Genomic DNA, 21,192 nt, shown 5'->3' on the forward strand with positions numbered 1-21,192 from the left:
GAGCTAGGTTGCCCGGGTACTGCCCGTTCAACGATATGTTTGCGTTCCAACCGCAGTTTGCGCTGCAAACGGCCGGATGCGGAAAAGTGACCAGAGGCGTTGCATGAAACCCTACCTTAGCCCAGCGCTTGTTGCATTGTTCGGCCTTGTTTGGATGCCGCTGGTGGCGCACGCGCAAGACACTTCCCGCGTCATAGCGGGCGATGCCCGTTTCGAGTTCCTTACGCCATCGCTGGTGCGGATGGAATACGCGCCGTCCGGCACATTCGTGGACGTACCCACCGCCGTGGTACAGAAACGGAACTGGCCCAAGGTGACCATCCGGTCTGCACAGGAAAACGGGTGGCTGGTGGTGCGCACCTCAAGCCTCACCTTGCGCTACCGGCTGAAATCCGGACCTTTCAATGCTGACAATCTGCAGGTGAGCTGGAACAACCCGGACAGTGTGCCGCACACATGGCATCCCGGCCAGGTCGACGCGCAAAATCTAGGTGGCCTCACCTACTCGCTCGATCACGTCAGCGGCAGCAACCTTACGCAGGACGATCGGCAAAGCCCGGTCAATGACATCATCCCCGGCATCGATATACCGCTTGAACCGGCCAAGCCCGGCCTTTTGAGCCGCAGCGGCTACGCTCTCATCGACGACAGCCGGACACCGCTGTGGGACGCGAAAACCGACTGGATCACGCCCCGTACCCAACCCTATGGACAGGACTGGTATCTATTTACCTACAACCGGAACTACCGCAGCGTGCTGCAGACCTATGCGCAGCTGTGTGGCAGTGTGCCGATGATTCCGCGCTACGCGCTGGGCAATTGGATCACCGATTTCAATTTCGAATACTTTCCTGATACCGCAGACGCACACGAACCGGATTTCCAGCGCTACAACCAGCAATACCTCGAAGGCGAGCTGTCACGCCTGCGCGAGAACCATATTCCATTCGATACGCTGGTGCTGGATTTCGCCTGGCATAACTACGGCTGGCAAGGCGGTTACGACTGGAGTCCGCTGATTCCGCATCCCGGGCAATTTCTGCAATGGCTACGCGAGCGTGGCATCAAGCTCAGTCTCAACGATCACCCGGGCTATGCCGGTACTGAGGAAAGCATTCTTTCCTATAACGACAGCCATGCCGCGGACGTATTGAACGCCTTGGGCAAGCCGTTGCCACCGAAGCCATCATTCGAGCTGGATATATCCAAGTCGTGGACATTCGCCATCGACCCGCATGACCAAGGCATGAGCCAGCATTGGTTTGCAGTCGATTACGATGACCGTACCTGGAAACCCATCCGCACCGACCAGTCCTGGCTGCAACAGGGCTACGCGGATTACCAGGGCATTGGCTGGTATCGCACGTCACTGACATTGCCGGCCAAGCTGCCGGACGCGCTCTATCTTTATCTTGGCGAGGTCGGCCAAACCTATCGCATCTTCGTCAACGGAAAAGAAACCACACACAGCCAGGTCCAGTGGCCCCGGCGGCTCACCTATACCGACATCAGACCCTATATCAAGCCGGGGCAGCGCAATGAAATCGCCCTGCGTGTGGTGTCGGGCGAAGACGGCGGCGGCATCATCCGCGGACCGGTGCAGCTGACGAATGTGCTACCGCCGGATCGGATCTATTTCGATCTTTCCAACAAGCAGCAGGCAGATGTTTTCATGCACGACCTGCATGCTCCGCTGATGCAGTCCGGGGTAAACGTGTGGTGGGTCGACGGCGGTGGCGGTGCTGCCTTCATGCCTGGGTTGAATCCGCAGCTGTGGACGAACAAGGTGTTCTACGACGCGTCACAGCAGATCACCGGCCAACGCGGCTTCATCCTCAGCCGCTACGGCGATTGGGGCAGCGAGCGTTATCCAGGCTTCTTCACCGGAGATACGTATTCGGAATGGCCAGTGCTGGCCTATGAAGTCGCGTTCACCGCGCGCGGCGGCAATGTGCTGGTGCCGTACATCAGCAACGATATTGGCGGCTTCCACGGCGCGAAGATCGATTTCGATCTGTATGCGCGCTGGATCGAGTTCGGTGCCTTCAGCCCGATCCTGCGCATGCACAGCGCGCATGCCAATCCGCGCGAAGGCAACATGCGTATGCCCTGGCTGTACGGTGACAAGGGCATCGCGCTAATGCGCAAATACTTCACGCTACGCACGCAGCTACTCCCTTACATCTACACCTACAGCTGGCAGACACACACGCAGTCCATGCCGCTGCTGCGCCCGCTGTACCTGCAATACCCGGATCTGGATGAGGCCTATCAGCACTCGCATGAATATTTCTTCGGCGAGGAAATACTGGTCGCGCCGGTGCTCGATGCCAGTGGCAACTGTACCTTCTACTTGCCGCCTGGTTCGTGGATCGATTTCTTCACCGGAAAGCACTACGACGGCGACCACTCCTTTACCGTGCATTACGAAACGGATGAAACGCCGGTGTTTGTACGCGATGGCTCGATCATTCCCGAGCAGGAGCCCAGCGATTATTCCGATGCCAAGCCACTTGAGACGCTAATCCTCAATGTCTATGGCACCGGTACAGGCAGCTTCGAACTTTATGAAGACGACGGCCGGTCGCTCGGCTACGCCAAAGGTGAATACGCGTTGACGGCGATGACCTATACAGCGAACGCTGACGGCTCGCACGCCTTAACCATTGCCCCCACCAAGGGCACGTACCAAGGCCAGCCGTCGACGCGTTCTTACGTGGTGCGCATCTATGGAACCGGAAAACCGCAAGAGATCAGCGCCAATGGCAAGCCGCTCACGCAATGGAGTTGGCATGATCAGGATGCAACGATCACCATCACTCTACCGAAGCAGAGTATTCGTGATGACGTCATCCTGACCTGGCGATAAGGAACCTGCAGTTAGCCGCCGCTCAAACGCGAACCGATGGCACTAGTCACGAAGATAGGTCACGATCTCGACACGCCGGTTGGGTTGCAGGCATCGGATAAGCGCATCACCGTTCGGGCCCGAGCAATTCACGACCGGATCCTGACTGGCCAGCCCTTCGGCGCGGATCTTCTCCGCGGGCACGCCCTGCTGGATCAACACCGCTTTCACAGCATCAGCACGACGCTGCGACAAATTGATGTTGTAGGCATATGTGCCGAGTCGATCGGTATAACCGCGCACCTCGACATGCCCGAACGGCTGCGCTCTAAGCCTCGCGGCAATCTGCGCGATATCGGCGATGCCTTCTGGACGGATATCGCTGACGTTACCGCGATCAAAAGGAAAGAGCGCATCGGCAGACAGTCGCTCGACACGGGGCGGTGGCGGTGGCGGCGCGACGATCACCTGTTGATAGTAGGCACCGGGTTGCACCACAACGGGAACCCAGACACCCGGCGCCCAAACATAGGCACCATGCCACCATCGCCAATAGCCGGGATGCCATGCCATTCCGTGGCGCGGCGGGGGAATGGGCTCATAGCGAGGTCCGGGTGGCGGCACCAGGATGACTTGCGCGCTTGCTGCAACAGGAGCCAGCAACGCAACACCGATCAGTGGAGCGAGAAAAGGAGTGAGCCATCGTTTCATATAAATCGCTTAGTCCGTTAAAAGATGGTTTGGTCGCACCTTGCCCTGCGCGGGATTAACCATGGGTGCCGGCGGTCGACAAGATGTTCACGGGACTAGCTAACGACAGTGTTGTCGGCGTCGTTGACGTGCCATGCATGACTTCACGATCCGAATTTACGAAGCGTTAGAAAATGAGCAGGCTTCCCTCCTGCAGCCTTTCACGCCCTATGCAAGCTGCAGCCTGCCCCGTTCAGGATCAAGGTACAGCAAAGACCGTGGCCAGCCCATCCTTGGTTCCAGGGATCCGCGCGAGATGCGGATATCGCAGTGCCCCGTGATACGGAATCTCGACAGTGGAATCTCCACCATCGGCCTCTATCGCAAGCTGAATAGCTTGGTGATCGGAAGCCGTGATAGCCGCCTTCAGGTTGACGACAGAGAATGCCGCTCCATCAACCATCTGGATACGCGTGCCAACGCTCACGCCGGCACGAAATGCTGGACCCTCCCATGCGACCGAGCGCACGACGCCCTTTGCATCGACCGTGAGTCCAATGCTGAAACTGAGATCAGTGACGCCATTTTCTTGCTCGTTCTGCAAAAAATAAGTGGTTGGCGTTGCATCGAATACCAGCTTGTATCCGTTCTTTGTGAGGCCATCCAGCAACCCTTGATCGTCATGACTGTCGAGCTTCTGCTTCAGCAGCCCGGCCCAATCATTGGGCGTAATGCGATTGAGCGCCTCGCACAAGTCAACAAACGTATAGGTACTGGTTTCGTCTGGGTTCGTGCCGCCGAAAAAGCGCCTGGCCAGGTCATTGAGCGAGTACTTGCCGTGACTCCTTTGGCGCAGTTCGGCGTCTATATCCAGCCAGAACAGCGGACCCTCCAGATAGTAATCCTCACGTCGCTGCCAGTCTTTCCAGGTGACATGATGGCCCGCATCGAAAACCGGATCGAGGCTGCTGTCGGCCAGCGATTTCCAGGTCCTTGCAGGCAACGCTTGCATCGTCGCCGCCTCGAACGCCCATTGATCCAATGTGTCCTGGCGCGAGCGTTCGCCATAACGGGCCGCCAGCACCTCGCCCCAGAATTGCGTCTGGCCTTCATAGACCCACAATAAACTGTCATCGGCGGGCATGTTGAAATCCGCAGTCCACAGACCCTGCGGGACGCGGTGTTTGCCATTCCACGCATGCACGAGTTCGTGCCAGATCAGGTCGCTTTCAAGCACATGCTGATGCTCGTTGGTGAAGAAATCCGGTGCGAGATTATTTTCAGCCGACGACAGATGCTCGGTGCCGCCCGGACCAGGAAAGTCATCACTCAAGCTCACCAGCATCTCGTAGCGCTGCCATGGCGGCGTGCCAAAAAGTTGCTCGGTCCCCTGCACGGTTCGGGCAAAACGGGCAATGGTGTCGTCGCTAACGGCCAGCGAAGGAGACGTATCGGCCAGCAAATCGAGAAACACGGGGTGTGCATCGTGGGTAAGCTGAATCTGTCGTGTGTGCATGCCGGCGTAGACAGGCGAGTCCACCAACGCCTCCAACGATACTGGTGCCATCTGCAACAAGCCGTCGGTGGCATGCATCACCGTCAGCGATGTGAAGGCTGAAAATTTCGGTGGCAGCTTCAACGTGGCGGCAAACGGAATATCGCGCACATAGTAGCCAGCGGGGTACATCAGCATCGATTGCCATTGCACGTTGATCAGCGCCGGCGTCATCGACAAGGCACCCTCGTGCGCGGTCGCTGGCGACAGATACTGAAAGTCCAGATCGAGGCTGTGCACAGCGCTCGGGACATGCACGTGAAAAGCGAACGGGTTGTAGGGATCCCGTGACCAGCTCACTACGTCGCCATCTGCGCGAATCATCAATCCTGCCAAACGACTGACCAATCCAGTGGGCGCGTGCGAAGCTGTCTCCCATTGCGGATACAACAATGTCACATCCGATCCGGCGACGACGGGTAGCTTTTCGTGGACGTGAAACACCTTGTGCCGTGTATCACTGGCATCCACCGCAAGCAGTACCGTACCTGGGAAAGCGCGGTCGATCGCCTGCGGCACCGTTGATGTCATTGGAGCAGCCGTTGGGCCGGCACTACCAAAAACCGGACCAGCCAAGAGGCATGCCAGCCCCAACCCGTAACGCTTGATCATGACGTACGCCGGCCTTGAATAAACAAGCACGCTATGACGGACATGCGCGGTTGTCATCCATGCCATTGGTAACTGTTTAGCAAACGTTAGGGCCGAGTGCGCCAAGGTTTTCGCTGATCTACACCCTCATCTCCTTGAATACGGGTCAGTCTTCACTCAGTTGTCTTCAACGCTCAACCGAGATTTGACTGACCCGTACACGTTTCCAACAGCTTACCAGCCGATACCAAATCCCATATGTTCCGGCTGTTGCGTCACGATGGTTGTGCTCTGATTGTTGTTGTCGTCATACGAGAAGCCGTACGCCAAACCACCCACCGAGTGTTGATGCCAGAACCACGAATAGAAGTTAGCGGGCGCGGATTGGTAGTAAGTCGAGGCATTCGTCCAGTTTGCGGGAGCGAGCAGTACGCCACGGTTCGTTGCTGCGCAGATCTGGTTTTCCAGCTGCAACTGAATGGCGTTCTCGTCCTGTTGCTGGGGTGTACTTCCCGCAACGCCAGTGGCCATTGTTCCGGCGCACTCCAGGATGTCCTGCGTGGACGGCTGCTGGACAACAAAGGTCTCTCCGACATTGGCTGCAGCCGGATTGACCTCGGTAAAGGTCAGAGTTGATCCGGAGGCCGTACCCGTGAACTGGCGGCCGTTGACGGTTATCGTCACGGGCGAGCCGCTGTACTGCATCCATGTGCTCGCAATGTAACTGTCGAAGTAGTTCCCGTTCGCCCCACCCGCATTGAAGGTGGTTTCCGCCGGCGAAAGAATACGCAAGTTGGTCGGCGCCGGTGTATTGAATGCTGCCGGCGTTTGATTGACGTATTCCTGGTCAAGGTTCGCGATCGATTCGTTGATACCCACCTGCATGTGGTAGGTCTCGTTAGATCCCCACACATCCAGCAGAAGCGGTAAGCCGAACTGATTGACCTGGGTGGTGTTGATAAAGATCCCACCGGTCGAGCTGTACGTGAATTCGTACCAATCGTAGTGGACGTTGATATTGGGGTCCGTGTTGTTGAGCGGATTGGGGCCAGCGTATCCATTGGAGCCGCCGTTCGCGCCCGCCACGATCGACATATAAAGCGGACTGCCTTCCGAAACGTAGATACGTCCGGCGGTCAGCGGCGGCAGATTCAGTTGATGATTAGCCTGGGCAAGCGTAAACGCGTAGTTGGGATACGTCTGTCCGTTCGGCGCGACCAGCGCGTTGGACGCGGTGTTGTCCGCCACATTGGCCGGCGTAATGGTGCCGTTGTAGTTGACCCAGGAAAGCACGCCAGTGGTCGGATCGTTGCCAAGGATCTCGACGTAGATCTGATCGTCGGTCCATGCGCCGTTGGTGTTGTTGTTGAGATCGGTAACGATAACGCCCGGAACAACCGTATAACTGGGCGAAAGGTTGACGCTCAGCGTTGCAGCTGAAGACGTAGCAGACCCTGCGGAGTTGGTGACCGTGACGGTGAAGCTGCTGGCGTTATCGCTGGCCGTGGTTCCCGGCGTGGCGTAGCTCGCGCTGGTTGCCCCAGCAATAGCAGTGCCATTCTTGTACCACTGATAACTCAGCGAGCCGCCGCTGGCCACTACCGAGAAGGCGGCTGTCCGTCCGATCGTAACCGTTTGGCTTGCCGGTGCCGTAGTAATGACGGGTGCCGTCACGGTCCCTGAGCCAGACGCCGACGTCGTTGTGATAGCGGTATTGGAAGCCAGAGACGTGCCAGCCACATCGACGGCTTCGACGACGTAGGAGTACGTGGTCGAGGCCGTCAGACCCGTATCGCTGCAAGAGGTCCCAGTGAGGCCGTTCGCGACGGCGGTGCCGTTGCGAAGGACCGTATACGTCACGCCGGACGTGGCCGATGCGGTCCAACTCAGATTGACTACGGTGGAGGACGCAGCTGTTGCTGTCAGGTTCGTCGGTGCAAGCGGAATAGCCATGGTGCTGGCGCTGGCTTGCGGCGTCGGCGCCGACGTCCCGGCGGTGTTGGAAGCCTCGACCACGTAGTAGTACGTCGTGTTCACAGCAAGGCCGGTGTCCGAATAGCTGATGCCGGTTGCGGTGGCAATCTGATTGGCGCTGGAAGGCGTAAAGCCGGACGTCGTGCTGCGGAAGACGTCGTAGACCACACCGGCCGCTGAAGATGCCGTCCAATTCAGGTTGATCTGACTGGCCGAAACAGATGTTGCAGTCAGGCCGCTCGGTGAGTTGATGGGAGCAGAGACCACTTCGATGCCATTGATCTCGGCGTTATCCGTGATCGTGGTGAACTGAAGCACGATCTGCCCTTGCGCATTGGCCGTCGCTGTAAAGGGCTCGACGATCGCCATGTCCTGCCCTCCCGCTGTCGCGATGATGTCGAAGTTGCTCAGCACCTGTGTGCCGTTGATGCTGACGTTGAACACGCGCTGCCCCGCTTGAGTCCAGTAGAACTCGTCGAAATGCAGGCGCACCGTGTAGCTCGCACCGGCAGTCAGGCCCGCAAGCGTATAGGTGAAGTTGTTGCCGACGCGTTGATGCTGATAGACCGACTGCGGCGCGGGATTTGTCACCCCGGAAATATTGATCGTCGCACCCGTATCCGATGCCGCGCCGCCGTTGAAGTCTTCATCGGCGACATAGTCGCCTGCTGCAGGACCACCAGCACTGATCGCAAGCACGTCCGAACCACAGCCCGAGGCGCAGTTGACATCGAAGGTCGTGGCCGTGGCGGTGTTGGAAGCCATCGACGTGCCCGCCGAATCGACCGCCTCAACCGTATAGGAGTACGTGGTGGAGGATGTCAGGCCGGTATCGCTATATGTCGTTCCGGTCAGGCCGTTGCCCACCGCGGTTCCGTTACGGAAAACCGTGTAAGTCACGCCCGACGTCGTCGGACCCGTCCAGCTCAGGTTGATCTGACTGGATGAAGCCACCGTCGCCGCCAAATTCGACGGCGCGTTGGGCGGCGTATTCGTCGCCGTCGCATTTTCAACTTCGATGCCGTTGACCGCGGCGTTGTCCTTCACCGAGACAAACTGGAGGACGATCTGCCCCTGCGCATTGGCCGTCGCTGAAAACTGCTCGACCACTGCAATATCCTGCCCGCCCGCTGCGGCGAAGATATCGAAATTGGTCAGCACCTGTGTGCCGTTGATACTGACGTCAAACACACGCTGCCCTGCTTGCGTCCAGTAGAACTCGTCAAAATGCAGGCGCACCACATAGTTTGTCCCTGGCGTCAGGCCGGGAAGCGTATAGGTGAAGTTGCCGAAGCGTTGATTCTGGTAGACCGATTGCGGTGCCGGATTGGTCACACCGTTGATGTTGATCGCGGCATTGGTACCCGATGCCGTGCCGCCATTGAAATCTTCATCGGCAGCGAAGTAGCCCGCTGCCGGGCCACCTGCGCTGATCGCAATGGCATCCGGACTGCTGCAGTTGGTCGTGCAGGTAGAGACGGGCGTGGTCACCGTGGCGACGCTGGAAGCCGCTGAGGCACCCGCTGCATCAGTGGCCTCGACGATGTAGTAATAGGTGGCGGCCGGAGCGACGCTCGTATCCGAATAGGTCGTTCCGGATGTCGTGGTGACCTGATTCGCACTGGAGGGGGTGAACCCTGCCACCTCGCTACGATAAACGGTGTAGCTGACAGCACAGCCACTCGCCGCCGTGCTTGCGCCCCACGTCAGACTCACCTGGCTGGCACTGTTGGCCACAGCAGTCGGTGCTCCCGGGGTGCTTGGCACTGTAGTGCAACTGTCCTGCTGCACGGTGAGTGTGGCGGGATTGCTGGTAGTCGTACCAAACACATCGCCAATGGCGACGCTAAAGATCGCGCCATTGTTGGCAGCTGTGGTGGCTGGTGTCGTGTAGGTGGACCCGGTTGCTCCGACGATGGGGCTTCCGTTTTCAGACCACTGGTACGTCAAGCTGCCGAGACCAGTCGCCGTCACACCAAAGGTCGCCGTCTGCCCAACGGTGACGACCTGGCTGCTTGGTTGCGTCGTAATGGCAGGTGCCGCCCCAGCGTCGGTGCCGGCAGTACACAACGTGGCACCAGGGTAGTTGTTGGTGACCTGGTAGGCGGAAGTGCCATCGAAGTTCACCACCGCGGTTTTCGTGGAATCATTCGGATCAACCGTTGACGTCCACGTGCTCCAGGTGCCCGAAAAAGCACAGGTGGCATTATTGACGCCGCCGATGCTTTGCGCTTCCGATTGCGTGGGCAGACGCATATTGATGCCCGCGCAATAGTTTTGCGCATTCACGCCGGTGAACTGCGAACCCGGTGCCGTGTCGGTCATAACCGTGCGGGTCCAGGTCAAGCCAGTCAGATTGTCCGTCACCAGGCTGGCATTGGACGCATTAACGGTATACCGCTCCGTTGCGCCACCGCATTGGGGCACGTTGTAGACCTGGAACTCATAAACCGAGTAGCCATACTGTGTGGCACGCTGTATCCCGTTCAATCGGATATAGCGCCCACTCACCGTCGGGAAGTTGAGCGTCTCCGTCCCACCCACACCAGCGTTGTTGGTATAGGCCACGTTCCAGGTCGGATTGGTTGAAGGGTCCGCGTTGGTATAGAGAATCTGATACTGCGTCGCGTAAGCATTTTCCCAGTTGATCACGACCGTATTGAAGGACTGCACCGAGCCCAGATCGATCTGCAGCCATGAGGGATCGACACCAGCAACGGCTGGCGTGGGTGGCGCATTGGCGACCGCTGAGCCCCACCGCGTGGAAAGATTACCGTCAACCGCGTTTTCCGCCCCCAGGCAGTTCGTGCCCGAGTACGGCGGCGTGGTTGTTCCATCGGTGCACGCGTTCTGCGAGCTACTTGCGGTTGCGACCGTATCCAGGGCCAGATTGACGCCCGGAGGTGCGAGCGTGATTTGCGCCGTGTTGCTGGTGGCGGGTGCGCCGGCAGCATTATTCACCGTGACTGTGTACGCACCAACATTCGCAGCACTTACGGCCGGAATGGTATAGGTCAGCGTATTGGACTGCTGCGTGCCACTGGTAAGAATGGTGGCGGTACCCCCAGGAGGGGTGAACTGCCATTGATACGTGTACGGCGCAGATCCGGCAACGACAGCCGTAAACTGCACAGGCTCATTGATGGGTACGATCGTACTGGCTGGCTGCGTGGCGATGGATACCGGTGTTGCAGCATCGACCGTCACCACGGCCGTCGAGGATTGAACCGAGCCGAGTTCGTTGGCAACCACCACATAGAAACTGGTGCTTCCCGCCGCGGTAAAGACAGGCGTGGTGTATGTGGCGCTGGTCGCGCCAGAAATGGCGCCCGAGCCAATCTGATACCACTGATAGGTCAGTGTCGGTGAGCCCGTCGCCGCCACGGTCAGTGTAGCCGATTGTCCGTCCACCACCGATTGAGAGGCTGGCTGCGTGGTGATGGCCACGTTGGCGGGCGCATCGACACTGAGGGTGACTGGCGTCGACGTCACCGTACCGAAGCTGCTGGCAATCGTCACCGTGTAGGTGTCGCCGTTGTTGGCGGCAGTCGTCGGAGGCGTGGTGTACGTGGCACTGGTGGCACCTGCAATGGGACCGCTCGCATCAGACCATTGATAGCTGAGTGTGCCCGAACCTGACGCCACCACGCTGAAGGTCGCGGTGTAGCCCGATGTGGTTGCCTCACTTACCGGCGGAACGATGATGACCGGCGCTTCCGATTGCGAGGAAGCAGGTGGCGTCACCGAGGTCAACGTCACGCTGCTGCTTTGCAGCCCGGGCGCACTCGCGGTCACGGTCACGGTTCCGGGTGTAAACGTGCTGCGCAAGGCGATTTTCTGCAAGCCGCCTTCGAAATTCAGTTCCGGATCGCCAGGTGAATGGAAGAACGCATAGGGCACGCCCGCAATCACATTGCTGTTCGCTTGAGAGAACGCATCCTGGTAGTAACTGGTCCACGAAGGATCGGCCACCAACTGCTGTGTGCCGCCCATGTAGGTGGCCGGCCCGCTGACGGAGAACGTGACGTTGTCTGCCGCCGTCGGCACAAGATTGCCATCAGCATCCTCGACTTCTGCAACCACAAAAGCCGCGTCCGAGCCATTGGCGGTCCATTGGAAACTCGTCCCGTCCGGCCTGGTTACGTCGGGAACAACGCTCAGAACAATCTTGCTTTCAGCGCCTGCTGTTGTGCGTGTATCGCTCACGCCCTGAACCGGATTGCCATTCGCATCCAGACATTCCGCGGTGACAGTGCCGGGAGCCCAGTTCACCATCCAGTGAACCTGCCCTGGCATGACTGTCGTGTTCTGCGCCAGATTCGTACTGGAATCGACGTTCCACGGATTGGGTGTCTGGTCTTGAAGTGGCGTACCGGTGACCGGATCGCTGGGAACGCCGTTGATAAGAAGGCGCACACCCGGACAATTGCTGAATGCATTCTCCTGGATGGGTGTTCCTGCAGTGTATTCGTAGGCGCGATTCCAATGATGCGCCAAATGAACCACTGGCTGGACCGTATACGGTATCCAGTTGGCCTGATAGATGTAATAAAGCAAGCGAGGAAAACGATTCGCGTCAGTCGAGGAGTAACCCAGCGAGCGCACAAAGTTCGACATGTTGGGCTGGTTCTGGTACTCGGCCCACAGACTGACCTCACCCGGCGACTCGGCGAAATACCACTGCGCCATGCCAAACGCATTAGCCGCCCTGCCCCGACGCCAGTCATCAAGATACGGCGCCGCAAAGGCGAGCTCATAGTCATAGGCCAGACCGCGGCCCGTGCCCATGTTGTCCCAATACTCCGCGCCAAACGCGGGATTGTTCGGATTCTGCTGCTTGTTGCCGACTTCACAGCCGGCGCCATCGCATTCGTCAATGAAACCGTAGGAAGAGCTATACGTACGGTCGGCGCTTACACGCGGATTGATGTTGTCCCATGTTGTCTCGATGGTCCCGAGTTCATCGGCAAGCGTCGGATTCATGCCGCCGTTATCGCGCTCCCAATCGAGGACAGACGGATGACTGCGGTCGCGGATGATCATGTCGCGATGCAGTTCCTGCTTCAACTGCAAATCGTCGGCAGTTGGATTGGAACTCGCATTCCAGTAGCCCTCGCCGTCGCCGCTAGGCTGGTCGATCATGATGCCGTACGCATCAGCCGCCGCCACCAACTCTTCACTACTGGTCGAATGACCGGGCCGCCATACGTTGCCGCCCTGCGCCGCAATCTGCGCCATGTCACGCCACACCTGTTCGTCGGGAACCGAAGATCCCAACGCTGGATAGTCGTAGCGGCCCGATCCACCCCAAAGATAGACAGCGTGGCCATTGAAATAAGGGAAGTTCGCATCCCACGTAATTGTGCGAATGCCCAGCGTGTCCTGTGTTGAATCGACCACGACGCCGTTCACGCTGACTATGTGGTAGACCTTGTACAGATAAGGCGATCCGCACGACACCGGCGGCGTTCCACAGGTCGCGTTATTCGGATACCACAGCGTTGGATTGGGTACCGTAATCTGCTGGTCAAACATGGGGGTCGTGCCGGACGGGAACGTACTTGGCGTCATCGCTGGCACGGACTGCGTAACCGGCGGCGCGGTGGCAACGACGTTGCCCTTTGCGTCCACAATCTGGGTCGTCAACGTGACCTGCTGTGCCGTAGCCGTCTCATTCAGCACATTGGTTTGCACATCCACGACAGCTGAAGCGGCCGCTGCAGTACCTTGCGCAGCGGCAACTTCAGATACCGTGCCGACATAGGTGCCCCAGGTCTTCTGATTCGAATAAACGTTCGGTGGAATATGAACGGGATTGGTGACGTACAGCTTCACATTGCGGAACAGTCCTGCCATGGCCTGACCGAAACGGAACGCACCCGAAAAGTTGGGCGTCTCAAACCAAGAGCTACCACGCGACACATCGATGGCAATGACATTGTCCGTCTTGCCATCGGCGGTGATGTATGGCGTCAGGTCGACGATCACAGGAATGAAACCCACCACGTGGGTCGCCTGTGCGTCGGCAGCCACGGCGCTGACGCCTTGCAGCAACGTACCGTTTATAAAGATCTGGACGCCGGTATGCGATCCTTCAAGCTTAAGCAGGAACTTCTGCCCCGCATACGTGGGATCCACCTTGAAGTGCAGACGGTACCAGTTGTTGTTTCCCGTCAAAGAACCCTGCCCACCACCAGAAGTCTGATTGATGAAGGTGCGTGGGATATTGGCATCGTAGGGCAAGCCCACTTGCGTCCAGGTAGCGGTGGTGTCGGAACTCTCGCTAAAGCCGGGCGTCGAATAGGCCGTTGAATTGTTGGTGTTCTCGAACCACCAGTTGTTCTGCGGGGCATTCGACGTCGAGCTTGCGTTTCCAATGTACTGGGGAACACCCGCGGCAAGATTGATCGTCTGACGTTGCGAGATGGGCAGTGTTGGTTCCACCTGCTGACCATCCGCATAACCCGCACTGAGCAACGCCAGCAATACAAGAAGCGTCACGAAGAACGTTCGCATTCTGCCTGCATTGATTGAACCTTCGCGCTTGATGCCGCGACCACGGGCATCAAGACCGCACCTTGAAGCAACACATTCCCAATAAGCATGCATTTCCACGGTTGTCCCCCTGTTGGACATCCAGAGCCTCGGAATCAAGAATTGCCCTATTCCAGCCAATACGACGCACAGTCCCACGCGGCGCCAGTCCTGCGATTAGGCGCGCCAACTGTTATTGCATCGATTTAAAAATCCGCCACTATCGTCAACGAAAACCATCCATGAGATGGAGATCTTCATCACGTTGACTAATACTCATGCGCCTATATTTCGAAGTGGCATAAATACCAACGAAGTATTCGTCGCATGACACATTTCTTACTGGAATATGCATATACGTTTCTTACACAAAATATCTGGCATCGAACGTATTTTTTATTCAAAAATTGCAAGCTTTATGAAAGACATTTGGCGAATGTCTCGATGCTTTCCTCGGGCTTGGCGCGTTTAAATCTGCCCGACAATCGGAATTTCTACCGCCCAGCCTATTCGATTCCGGACTGATGCAGCCGCGCCTGCTACCGGCGATTGCTAGCATGGCGTTACGTGGTTTAAGGGCATGGGATTTTGCGCACTCACCTTTGCGCAAACCTCGGCCGGCTGAGCAGCCGGCATAACGAACCATCCGATTCGTCGAGCGGCATGCCCGTAGGGACATGCCGCTTGCACACAGGATCAAGCCTGGATTACGGGGCCTTGCCAGCCTGCAACTGCTGCACGATCGCCAACGACTTCTTCACGTGATCTTCGGGATGAAGGTGATCCGCTTCCGAAGACAGCGTGGCAACGATCTTGCCATCACGATTGATTACAAAAGTAGTGCGTGAAATGAAAGCGTGATTGATCGCAACGCCGCGCACATCGGTCACACCGGCTTGCGCGGCTTCTACTTTGAGATCATAAGAGGCCGCGATCTTGCCGGTCGTGTCGGAAGCTACCGGGAACTTGCCGGCACAATAACTCGGATCGGAAGAAAACGTATTAAGCCGGTCGAGGCTGTCAGCCGAGACACCGATGATGGTGGCGCCAGCCGCATCGAACTTGGCCTTATCAGTGGCGAAGGTGTGCGCCTCGATATCACAGCCGCCCGTATACGCCGATGGGTAGAAATAAACGACAACCGGACCTTTCTTCAGCGCATCCTTGAGAGAGAAAGTGAAATCCTTGCCGGCCAGGCTGGCCTGGGCAGTAAAGTCAGGCGCTGCAGTACCTGGGGCAAGCGCAGCAATGGCAGGAGCTGCCAACAACACCGCGGTCGTCGCACCTGCCGCAAGCAGCCATTTGGACGGGTTCTTCATATCTGCCTACCTCTTTGAAAATGCTCTATGGAGTGGGGAAGCTCTTCTACGCTACCAGATCCCGCCCCCTTAACCTATGACTGAAAAGCCGAATATCACGCAGCCATGGCGACCCTGCCCACTGCAACCTTTCCCGCCCAAAGCGGCACTCAGGGCAATTCCCAGGTGGCGAATTTTGTAAAGCTCGCACGCAAATTAGTTAATTCCCCTTCTGTTATATGTCCCGGCACATCTTCATGAATCAGGGACCAAACCGTGCCTTATCGTCCAATCAAAATGGTTTTATTCATTGCATTATGTGGTTTCATGGCCACGGCAAGCGCTGCAGCCAGTAACAGTTGGGTCGATACATGGGGCTGCGCGCCAGATTCGGCCGGCCCTTTGCTGAAGACGCAGACCGTGCGGCAGATCGTTCGCGTCAGTACCGGCGGTTCGAAACTGCGCATTCGCCTGTCCAACTTGTTTGGCAGTGCGCCGCTTACGGTTGGACCGGTGCATCTTGCCCTTCACGCAAAAGATGCAGATATCGTTGCAGGCAGCGACCATACCCTGCTGTTCAACGGCAAGCCGGAGGTCACCGTCCCTAAAGGCGAAAGCGTATGGAGCGATCCGGTCGCTATGGATGTGAAAGCACTGCAAGAACTGGCCGTGAGCTTCTATGTGCCGGCTAACGCCGTAGACAGCCCCTCCACCCTGCATAACGCCGGCATGACGACGGCGTATATCAACGAGCAAGGCGACGCGACCTCGGCAGTGCAGTTCCCGGCCGATGAGAACAGCGGCAGCCGCTATCTGCTGACCGATATTGCCGTGACGGGTCCGGAAGCCCGCGATGCCGTCGTAGCCTTTGGTGACTCCATTACCGATGGCGTTGGCTCTACACAAAATGCCAATCAGCGTTGGCCGGATTATCTGGCCGCGCGCCTGCAACAAGATTCAAAGCTTTCCGCCATCGGCATCGCCAATTCCGGCATCGGCGGGAACCGCGTCCTGCATGACAACTTCGGTCCCAGCGCACTGTCGCGCTTCGACCGCGACGCTCTGGATAAACCCGGGGTGCACTGGATCGTGTTGCTGGAAGGCATCAACGATATCGGCGGCTCGGGTTACGCCATCGCCGCAAAAGACAAAGTCAGTGCACAGCAGATCATCGACGGCATGAAGACCTTGATCGCTCGCGCGCACGCCAGGCACATCAAGATCTACGGCGCCACGCTCACACCTTATGGCGGCAACAACTGGCCATATCACAGCCTCGTCGGCGAACAGGAACGCGAAGCGGTGAACGCATGGATTCGCAGCCCAGGTGCCTTCGACGGCGTGGTGGACTTTGACAAGGCTGTTCGTGACCCGGCACATCCCCTGCAGATGCTCGCCGCTTACGACAGCGGTGATCACTTGCACCCCAACAGCGCCGGCTATCAAGCCATGGCCAACGCCATCGACCTGAACCTGTTCAAGCCATGACGACGGTTCCGGGATGCCTCTGCACGAGGCATCCCGGATAATCCGGCAGTCAAATCACTCGGCGTCGACCGAGAACCAGGTGGTGGACACCCAGCCATCGCCACGAACAATTTCGCAGCCAGCCTCGACCACGTCCAGATACATCGCCGTGCTGAAGTACTCACGCCCGTTTAGCACATTGAAGAAGTGCATGATGTCGACGTTGGCGCTGCCACCAGTCGGAAGACTGGCTGGGACGCTGCTGCGCTGAGGCAAAAAGGTATAGACGTAATAGCCGGCAGCGGAGTTGTCGCCACCCCACAGATCGTAAGTCACACCATTTTCCGTGATGGCGCCGGTGGCCAGTGGCGTGCCGATCGGATAGGAGTTGTTACCCGCCCAGATCATCACCTCCAATTCCGGCGTGGAGGTCTGGCTGTCGTTGCGCAGGAACATATCGTAAGTGAAATCGCCGGCCATGTTGCTGCCGCCCGAAGCATAGGAAAATGCCGCCGGAATCGTGTGCGTCGCCGAGATCTGCTTGGGAAACAGGGTATCGCCAGTGGGATTCCAGCCGTAGTGCCAGCCGCGGATGCTGGCAGGGTAACCGTACAAGCTGTTGCTGGAGAAATTGAATGACGCTGTCCACTGCGGATACGACCCGGTGGATGAACTCCATGAAATGGCACCGCTGTTGAAATTGTTATCCCAGGTGAAATAAGGCAGATACAAGTTGTAAGTACCCGCATGAACGATGGTACTGGCCCCCATCAAAAACAATGCACCCACCACCAAAGCGGAAGACTTCTTCATAGGTGTTATTCCTTCACGACCAGAAAATCCATAGACAGCAAATTGCCGCGCCGCACAGATACATGACCCCGGCTTTGCATCATCGATCACGGCCTCGCCATCCCCTCTCCCGACGAGATCTTGCATGCTCGCGGAGCAGGTATATCGATAAATCAGCGATCTGCGCTGGTCAAATCAAATATCGCGAATATGCGTTTGAACAATGGATTTCGCAACCGCAAATTTTTTCTTTGATAAAAAGCGTGAAGAACGCAAATACAAACATCGAAGAGCCATAAAAAAAAGCCGACCAGGGCTGGGAATTCCTGATCGGCACGGGCTCAAGCAACGGTTTTTCTGGGGAAGGAAGATCGACCATTACTTGCAACGCAAAGCTTACCGAAAAAAATGATCCGTCATTGCTCAGTCGCGCTTTGCTCCTGACAGCACATCGCGATCCACGCAGCAATCACCAGAATCGACGCAGCACATTGAACTAACCCTCCATGTCTTCCAGTTCCTTGCCACGGGTTTCATGTACATAGCGTTGCACGAAGAATACCGACACTGCAGCGGCCGCAGCATACAGGCCGTAGGCGCCGGCCAGGCCGATGCAGGCAAGCAGGATCGGGAAGGTTACGGTAATGAGAAAATTCGATGTCCACTGAGCGGCTCCGGCCACGGCGAGGCCGGAGCCACGAATCTGATTGGGAAACATCTCGCCGAGCATCACCCACATGACGGGTCCCCACGACATGTTGAAGAAGATCACGTAGAGATTCGCTGCCACCAGCGCCAGCGTTCCCATCGAAGGAGAGAGCACAAGCTTGCCGTGGATATCAACTCCCGCCTCAGCGAATGCGAAAGTGACCAGGATCAGAGCGATCGCCATACCAAGCGAACCGATCCAAAGCAGCGGCTTGCGGCCGATCCGATCGATAAGCACGACGGCAATGAGACACGCACCGATACTCAATGCGCCGGAAAGAACGTTGATGAGCAGCGCATCGTTCTCGGAAAATCCCACTGCCTGCCAGAGAACCGCACCGTAGTAGAACACCACATTGATGCCAACTAGCTGCTGAAACGTGGCGAGGCCGATGCCAACCCAAACAATGGGCCGGATTTTTCCGCTGGCTTTATTCAACAGATCGGACATTTTCGGGCGATGTCGGTCCCCCGCCAATGAAGCGCCAATGTCGGCCAGCTTGGCTCGCGCCTCGCTTTCACCATAAAGCTTTTCCAATACCGCGAAAGCGTCGCTATCACGACGTTTCACCACCAGATAACGCGGACTTTCAGGAATAAACATGAGCGATGCAAAAAACAGCAATGACGGCAAAGCCATCATCCAGAACATCCAGCGCCATGCAGCCTGATGCAGCCAAAGAGTACCGGTCGACACGCCAGCCGCTTTCGCCAGCAGGTAATTGCTCAGGAACGCGCAAAAGAGACCGCTGATGATGGCAATCTGCTGCACGGTTGCCAATCGGCCACGGTATCTTGCCGGGGCGACTTCGGCGATGTAGGCAGGTGCCATGACGCTGGCGGCGCCGACCGCGAAACCGCCCATGACACGCGCGGCAACAAAGAACCAGGAACTCCACGCCGCACCCGCGCCCAGTGCCGAAAGCAGGAAGAGCACAGCGGCGATGATCAATACGGAGCGTCGCCCCCAGTAGTCAGCCACGCGCCCGGCGAAAAACGCCCCGAGTGCGCAACCAAGCAGCATGGAAGCGACTTCGAAGCCGACCTGACTGGAGCTGGAATGGAATGTCGTCTTGAGTCCGTCGACAGTGCCGTTGATGACACCGCTGTCGAAGCCAAAAAGGAAGCCTCCGAGCGTTGCTACGCAACTAATCTGCACGATAAGCCGAGTGTTCTCCTCTCCTCGTGCAAGAAGAGCATTGTCCATCGAGATGTCATTCATATCGCATACCCCATGGTCTTGTTCATGCTTGCGCATCATCAGCGCGATACATCGCAGCAAGCTGACGATACAAGGCACGAAACTTCGGTTGCCGACGTTCGCGTAAATACGCATGACGCGAAGCATCAGGCTCGCGCACCGCTACAATGTCCGGCATACGGCAGACTTCATCGATATTGGCGCCAGGCTCGGCCGCCAGATGCGCGAGTCTTGCTGCGCCCAAGGCCGCGCCCACTTCACCACCGACCCGCAAAGTCAAAGGCCTACCAATGATGTCGGCCAGCATCTGCATCCAGTATGCGCTGCGCGAGCCGCCACCGATCACCGTAATGTCGTCAACTTGCAAGCCGGTCGCATCGACAGCCTCGATACCATCGAGCAGACCCAGCCCAACCCCCTCCAGTGTGGCATTGGCCAGATCGGCACGCGTGCTGTCCACCCGTAATCCGGTAAATGCGCCGCAGGCATGCACGTCGTTGTGTGGTGTGCGCTCACCACTCAAATAAGGCAGGAAGATCGGGCCGTCGTGGCGCAGCCCTACCCGCTCGGCATCGGCCAGCATGGCAGCAACATCCGGATAGCCACCCAAGCTTGCCGTGAAATCCAGGCAGCTGGCGGCATTGAGCATTACCGACATCAAATGCCAGGTATCGGGCAACGCATGGCAGAAGCTGTGTACAGCATCTTCCGGCCGGGCGCGATAACCGTCGGAAACTGCGAAATACACACCGGACGTTCCCAGCGACAGCATCGCCTGACCGTGCCTGACGATGCCGACACCTACTGCACCTGCGGCGTTGTCACCACCACCGGCAGCAACCGGAACACGCCGCATGCCCCAGCGCTCGGCCAACGATGCACTGAGATGGCCGCTTACAGCACTGCCTTCATGCAACGAAGGCATGGCCTCCTGCGGCAAGCCGCAGGCATCCAACATGGATTGGCTCCAGCGGCGTTCCTTGATGTTCAACCACAAGGTACCTGCCGCATCGGAAACATCCGTTCCGTACTCGCCAGTCAAACGCAGGCGTAAATAGTCTTTGGGCAACAACACCTTCGCAATGCGTTCGAATATCGCAGGCTCATGCTCACGTAACCACAATAGCTTGGGTGCGGTAAAGCCGGGCATGGCGAGATTACCCGTGGTCTCGCGGAAATCCGGCCATGCTTCCATCTCACGGCATTGCGCATCGCTGCGTCCGTCGTTCCACAGAATCGCCGGGCGTAGCACGCGGTCCGCCTTATCCAGAACGGTGGCGCCGTGCATTTGTCCACTAAGACCGATCGCGGCAATGCGGCGTGGCGATATGTCTTGAGCCTTGGCCGCATTGAGCAATTGTTCGATCGATGATTGTGCGGCCTGCCACCAGTCTTCCGGATCCTGCTCCGACCAGCGCGGCTCCGGATGGGAAATGGGCAATGCATGCGAGGCCGTCGCTTGCACCGTGCCGGTCTCATCGACCAGCACGGCCTTCACCGCCGAGGTACCCAGATCAATACCAAGAAACATGCG

General features: G+C 57.8%; 9 protein-coding genes. 2 read left to right on the forward strand and 7 right to left on the reverse strand.

Going from position 1 to position 21,192, the window contains the following annotated elements; all coding sequences use genetic code 11:
* The first annotated feature begins 103 nt into the window (after nt 1-103).
* Entirely contained in the window at nt 104-2,869 is a 2,766-nt protein-coding gene (locus ISN74_RS10195) for a TIM-barrel domain-containing protein (RefSeq protein ID WP_188799219.1), read from the forward strand.
* 42 nt (nt 2,870-2,911) lie between these two features.
* On the opposite strand, the gene ISN74_RS10200 is transcribed toward ISN74_RS10195, so the two are convergent.
* From ISN74_RS10200 to ISN74_RS10215, 4 genes are all read right to left on the reverse strand, one after another.
* The gene (locus ISN74_RS10200; RefSeq protein WP_188799220.1) at nt 2,912-3,559 is read right to left on the reverse strand and encodes an OmpA family protein; all 648 of its coding nucleotides are present in this window, start codon (nt 3,557-3,559) and stop codon (nt 2,912-2,914) included.
* A gap of 238 nt (nt 3,560-3,797) precedes the next feature.
* The gene (locus tag ISN74_RS10205; protein WP_188799221.1) at nt 3,798-5,624 is read right to left on the reverse strand and encodes a M61 family metallopeptidase; all 1,827 of its coding nucleotides are present in this window, start codon (nt 5,622-5,624) and stop codon (nt 3,798-3,800) included.
* A 294-nt stretch (nt 5,625-5,918) separates the two neighbouring features.
* Nucleotides 5,919-14,174 (reverse strand): beta-1,3-glucanase family protein, encoded by an 8,256-nt coding sequence (locus tag ISN74_RS10210; protein ID WP_203546746.1) that lies wholly within the window; start codon nt 14,172-14,174, stop codon nt 5,919-5,921.
* 725 nt (nt 14,175-14,899) lie between these two features.
* On the reverse strand, nt 14,900-15,511 hold the full coding sequence (locus ISN74_RS10215; RefSeq protein ID WP_188799223.1) for a peroxiredoxin: 612 nt from the start codon (nt 15,509-15,511) through the stop codon (nt 14,900-14,902).
* A 306-nt stretch (nt 15,512-15,817) separates the two neighbouring features.
* Between ISN74_RS10215 and ISN74_RS10220 the strand changes: the two genes are divergently transcribed.
* A complete protein-coding gene (locus ISN74_RS10220) occupies nt 15,818-16,978 on the forward strand; it encodes an SGNH/GDSL hydrolase family protein (protein WP_188799224.1) in 1,161 nt (386 codons plus the stop codon).
* Nucleotides 16,979-17,032: 54 nt separating this feature from the next.
* Here the strand turns inward: ISN74_RS10220 and ISN74_RS10225 are convergent, their stop codons facing one another.
* The 3 genes from ISN74_RS10225 to xylB all read right to left on the reverse strand — a co-directional run bounded on the left by ISN74_RS10225 (nt 17,033) and on the right by xylB (nt 21,189).
* The gene (locus tag ISN74_RS10225) at nt 17,033-17,770 is read right to left on the reverse strand and encodes a GH12 family glycosyl hydrolase domain-containing protein (protein ID WP_188799225.1); all 738 of its coding nucleotides are present in this window, start codon (nt 17,768-17,770) and stop codon (nt 17,033-17,035) included.
* 475 nt (nt 17,771-18,245) lie between these two features.
* The gene (locus ISN74_RS10230; RefSeq protein WP_188799599.1) at nt 18,246-19,664 is read right to left on the reverse strand and encodes a sugar porter family MFS transporter; all 1,419 of its coding nucleotides are present in this window, start codon (nt 19,662-19,664) and stop codon (nt 18,246-18,248) included.
* Nucleotides 19,665-19,701: 37 nt separating this feature from the next.
* The gene (xylB, locus tag ISN74_RS10235) at nt 19,702-21,189 is read right to left on the reverse strand and encodes a xylulokinase (RefSeq protein WP_188799226.1); all 1,488 of its coding nucleotides are present in this window, start codon (nt 21,187-21,189) and stop codon (nt 19,702-19,704) included.
* Nucleotides 21,190-21,192 lie beyond the last annotated feature (3 nt).

Origin of the sequence: Dyella caseinilytica (genome assembly GCF_016865235.1) — a bacterium.
GTDB classification, from domain to species: Bacteria; Pseudomonadota; Gammaproteobacteria; order Xanthomonadales; family Rhodanobacteraceae; genus Dyella_B; species Dyella_B caseinilytica.

Coding starts and splice junctions, on each gene's coding strand:
- ISN74_RS10195 (WP_188799219.1), top strand. CDS start 104: ATGAAACCCTACCTTAGCCCAGCGCTTGTTGCATTGTTCGGCCTTGTT.
- ISN74_RS10200 (WP_188799220.1), bottom strand. CDS start 3,559: ATGAAACGATGGCTCACTCCTTTTCTCGCTCCACTGATCGGTGTTGCG.
- ISN74_RS10205 (WP_188799221.1), bottom strand. CDS start 5,624: ATGACATCAACGGTGCCGCAGGCGATCGACCGCGCTTTCCCAGGTACG.
- ISN74_RS10210 (WP_203546746.1), bottom strand. CDS start 14,174: ATGCGAACGTTCTTCGTGACGCTTCTTGTATTGCTGGCGTTGCTCAGT.
- ISN74_RS10215 (WP_188799223.1), bottom strand. CDS start 15,511: ATGAAGAACCCGTCCAAATGGCTGCTTGCGGCAGGTGCGACGACCGCG.
- ISN74_RS10220 (WP_188799224.1), top strand. CDS start 15,818: ATGGCCACGGCAAGCGCTGCAGCCAGTAACAGTTGGGTCGATACATGG.
- ISN74_RS10225 (WP_188799225.1), bottom strand. CDS start 17,770: ATGAAGAAGTCTTCCGCTTTGGTGGTGGGTGCATTGTTTTTGATGGGG.
- ISN74_RS10230 (WP_188799599.1), bottom strand. CDS start 19,664: ATGGACAATGCTCTTCTTGCACGAGGAGAGGAGAACACTCGGCTTATC.
- xylB (WP_188799226.1), bottom strand. CDS start 21,189: ATGTTTCTTGGTATTGATCTGGGTACCTCGGCGGTGAAGGCCGTGCTG.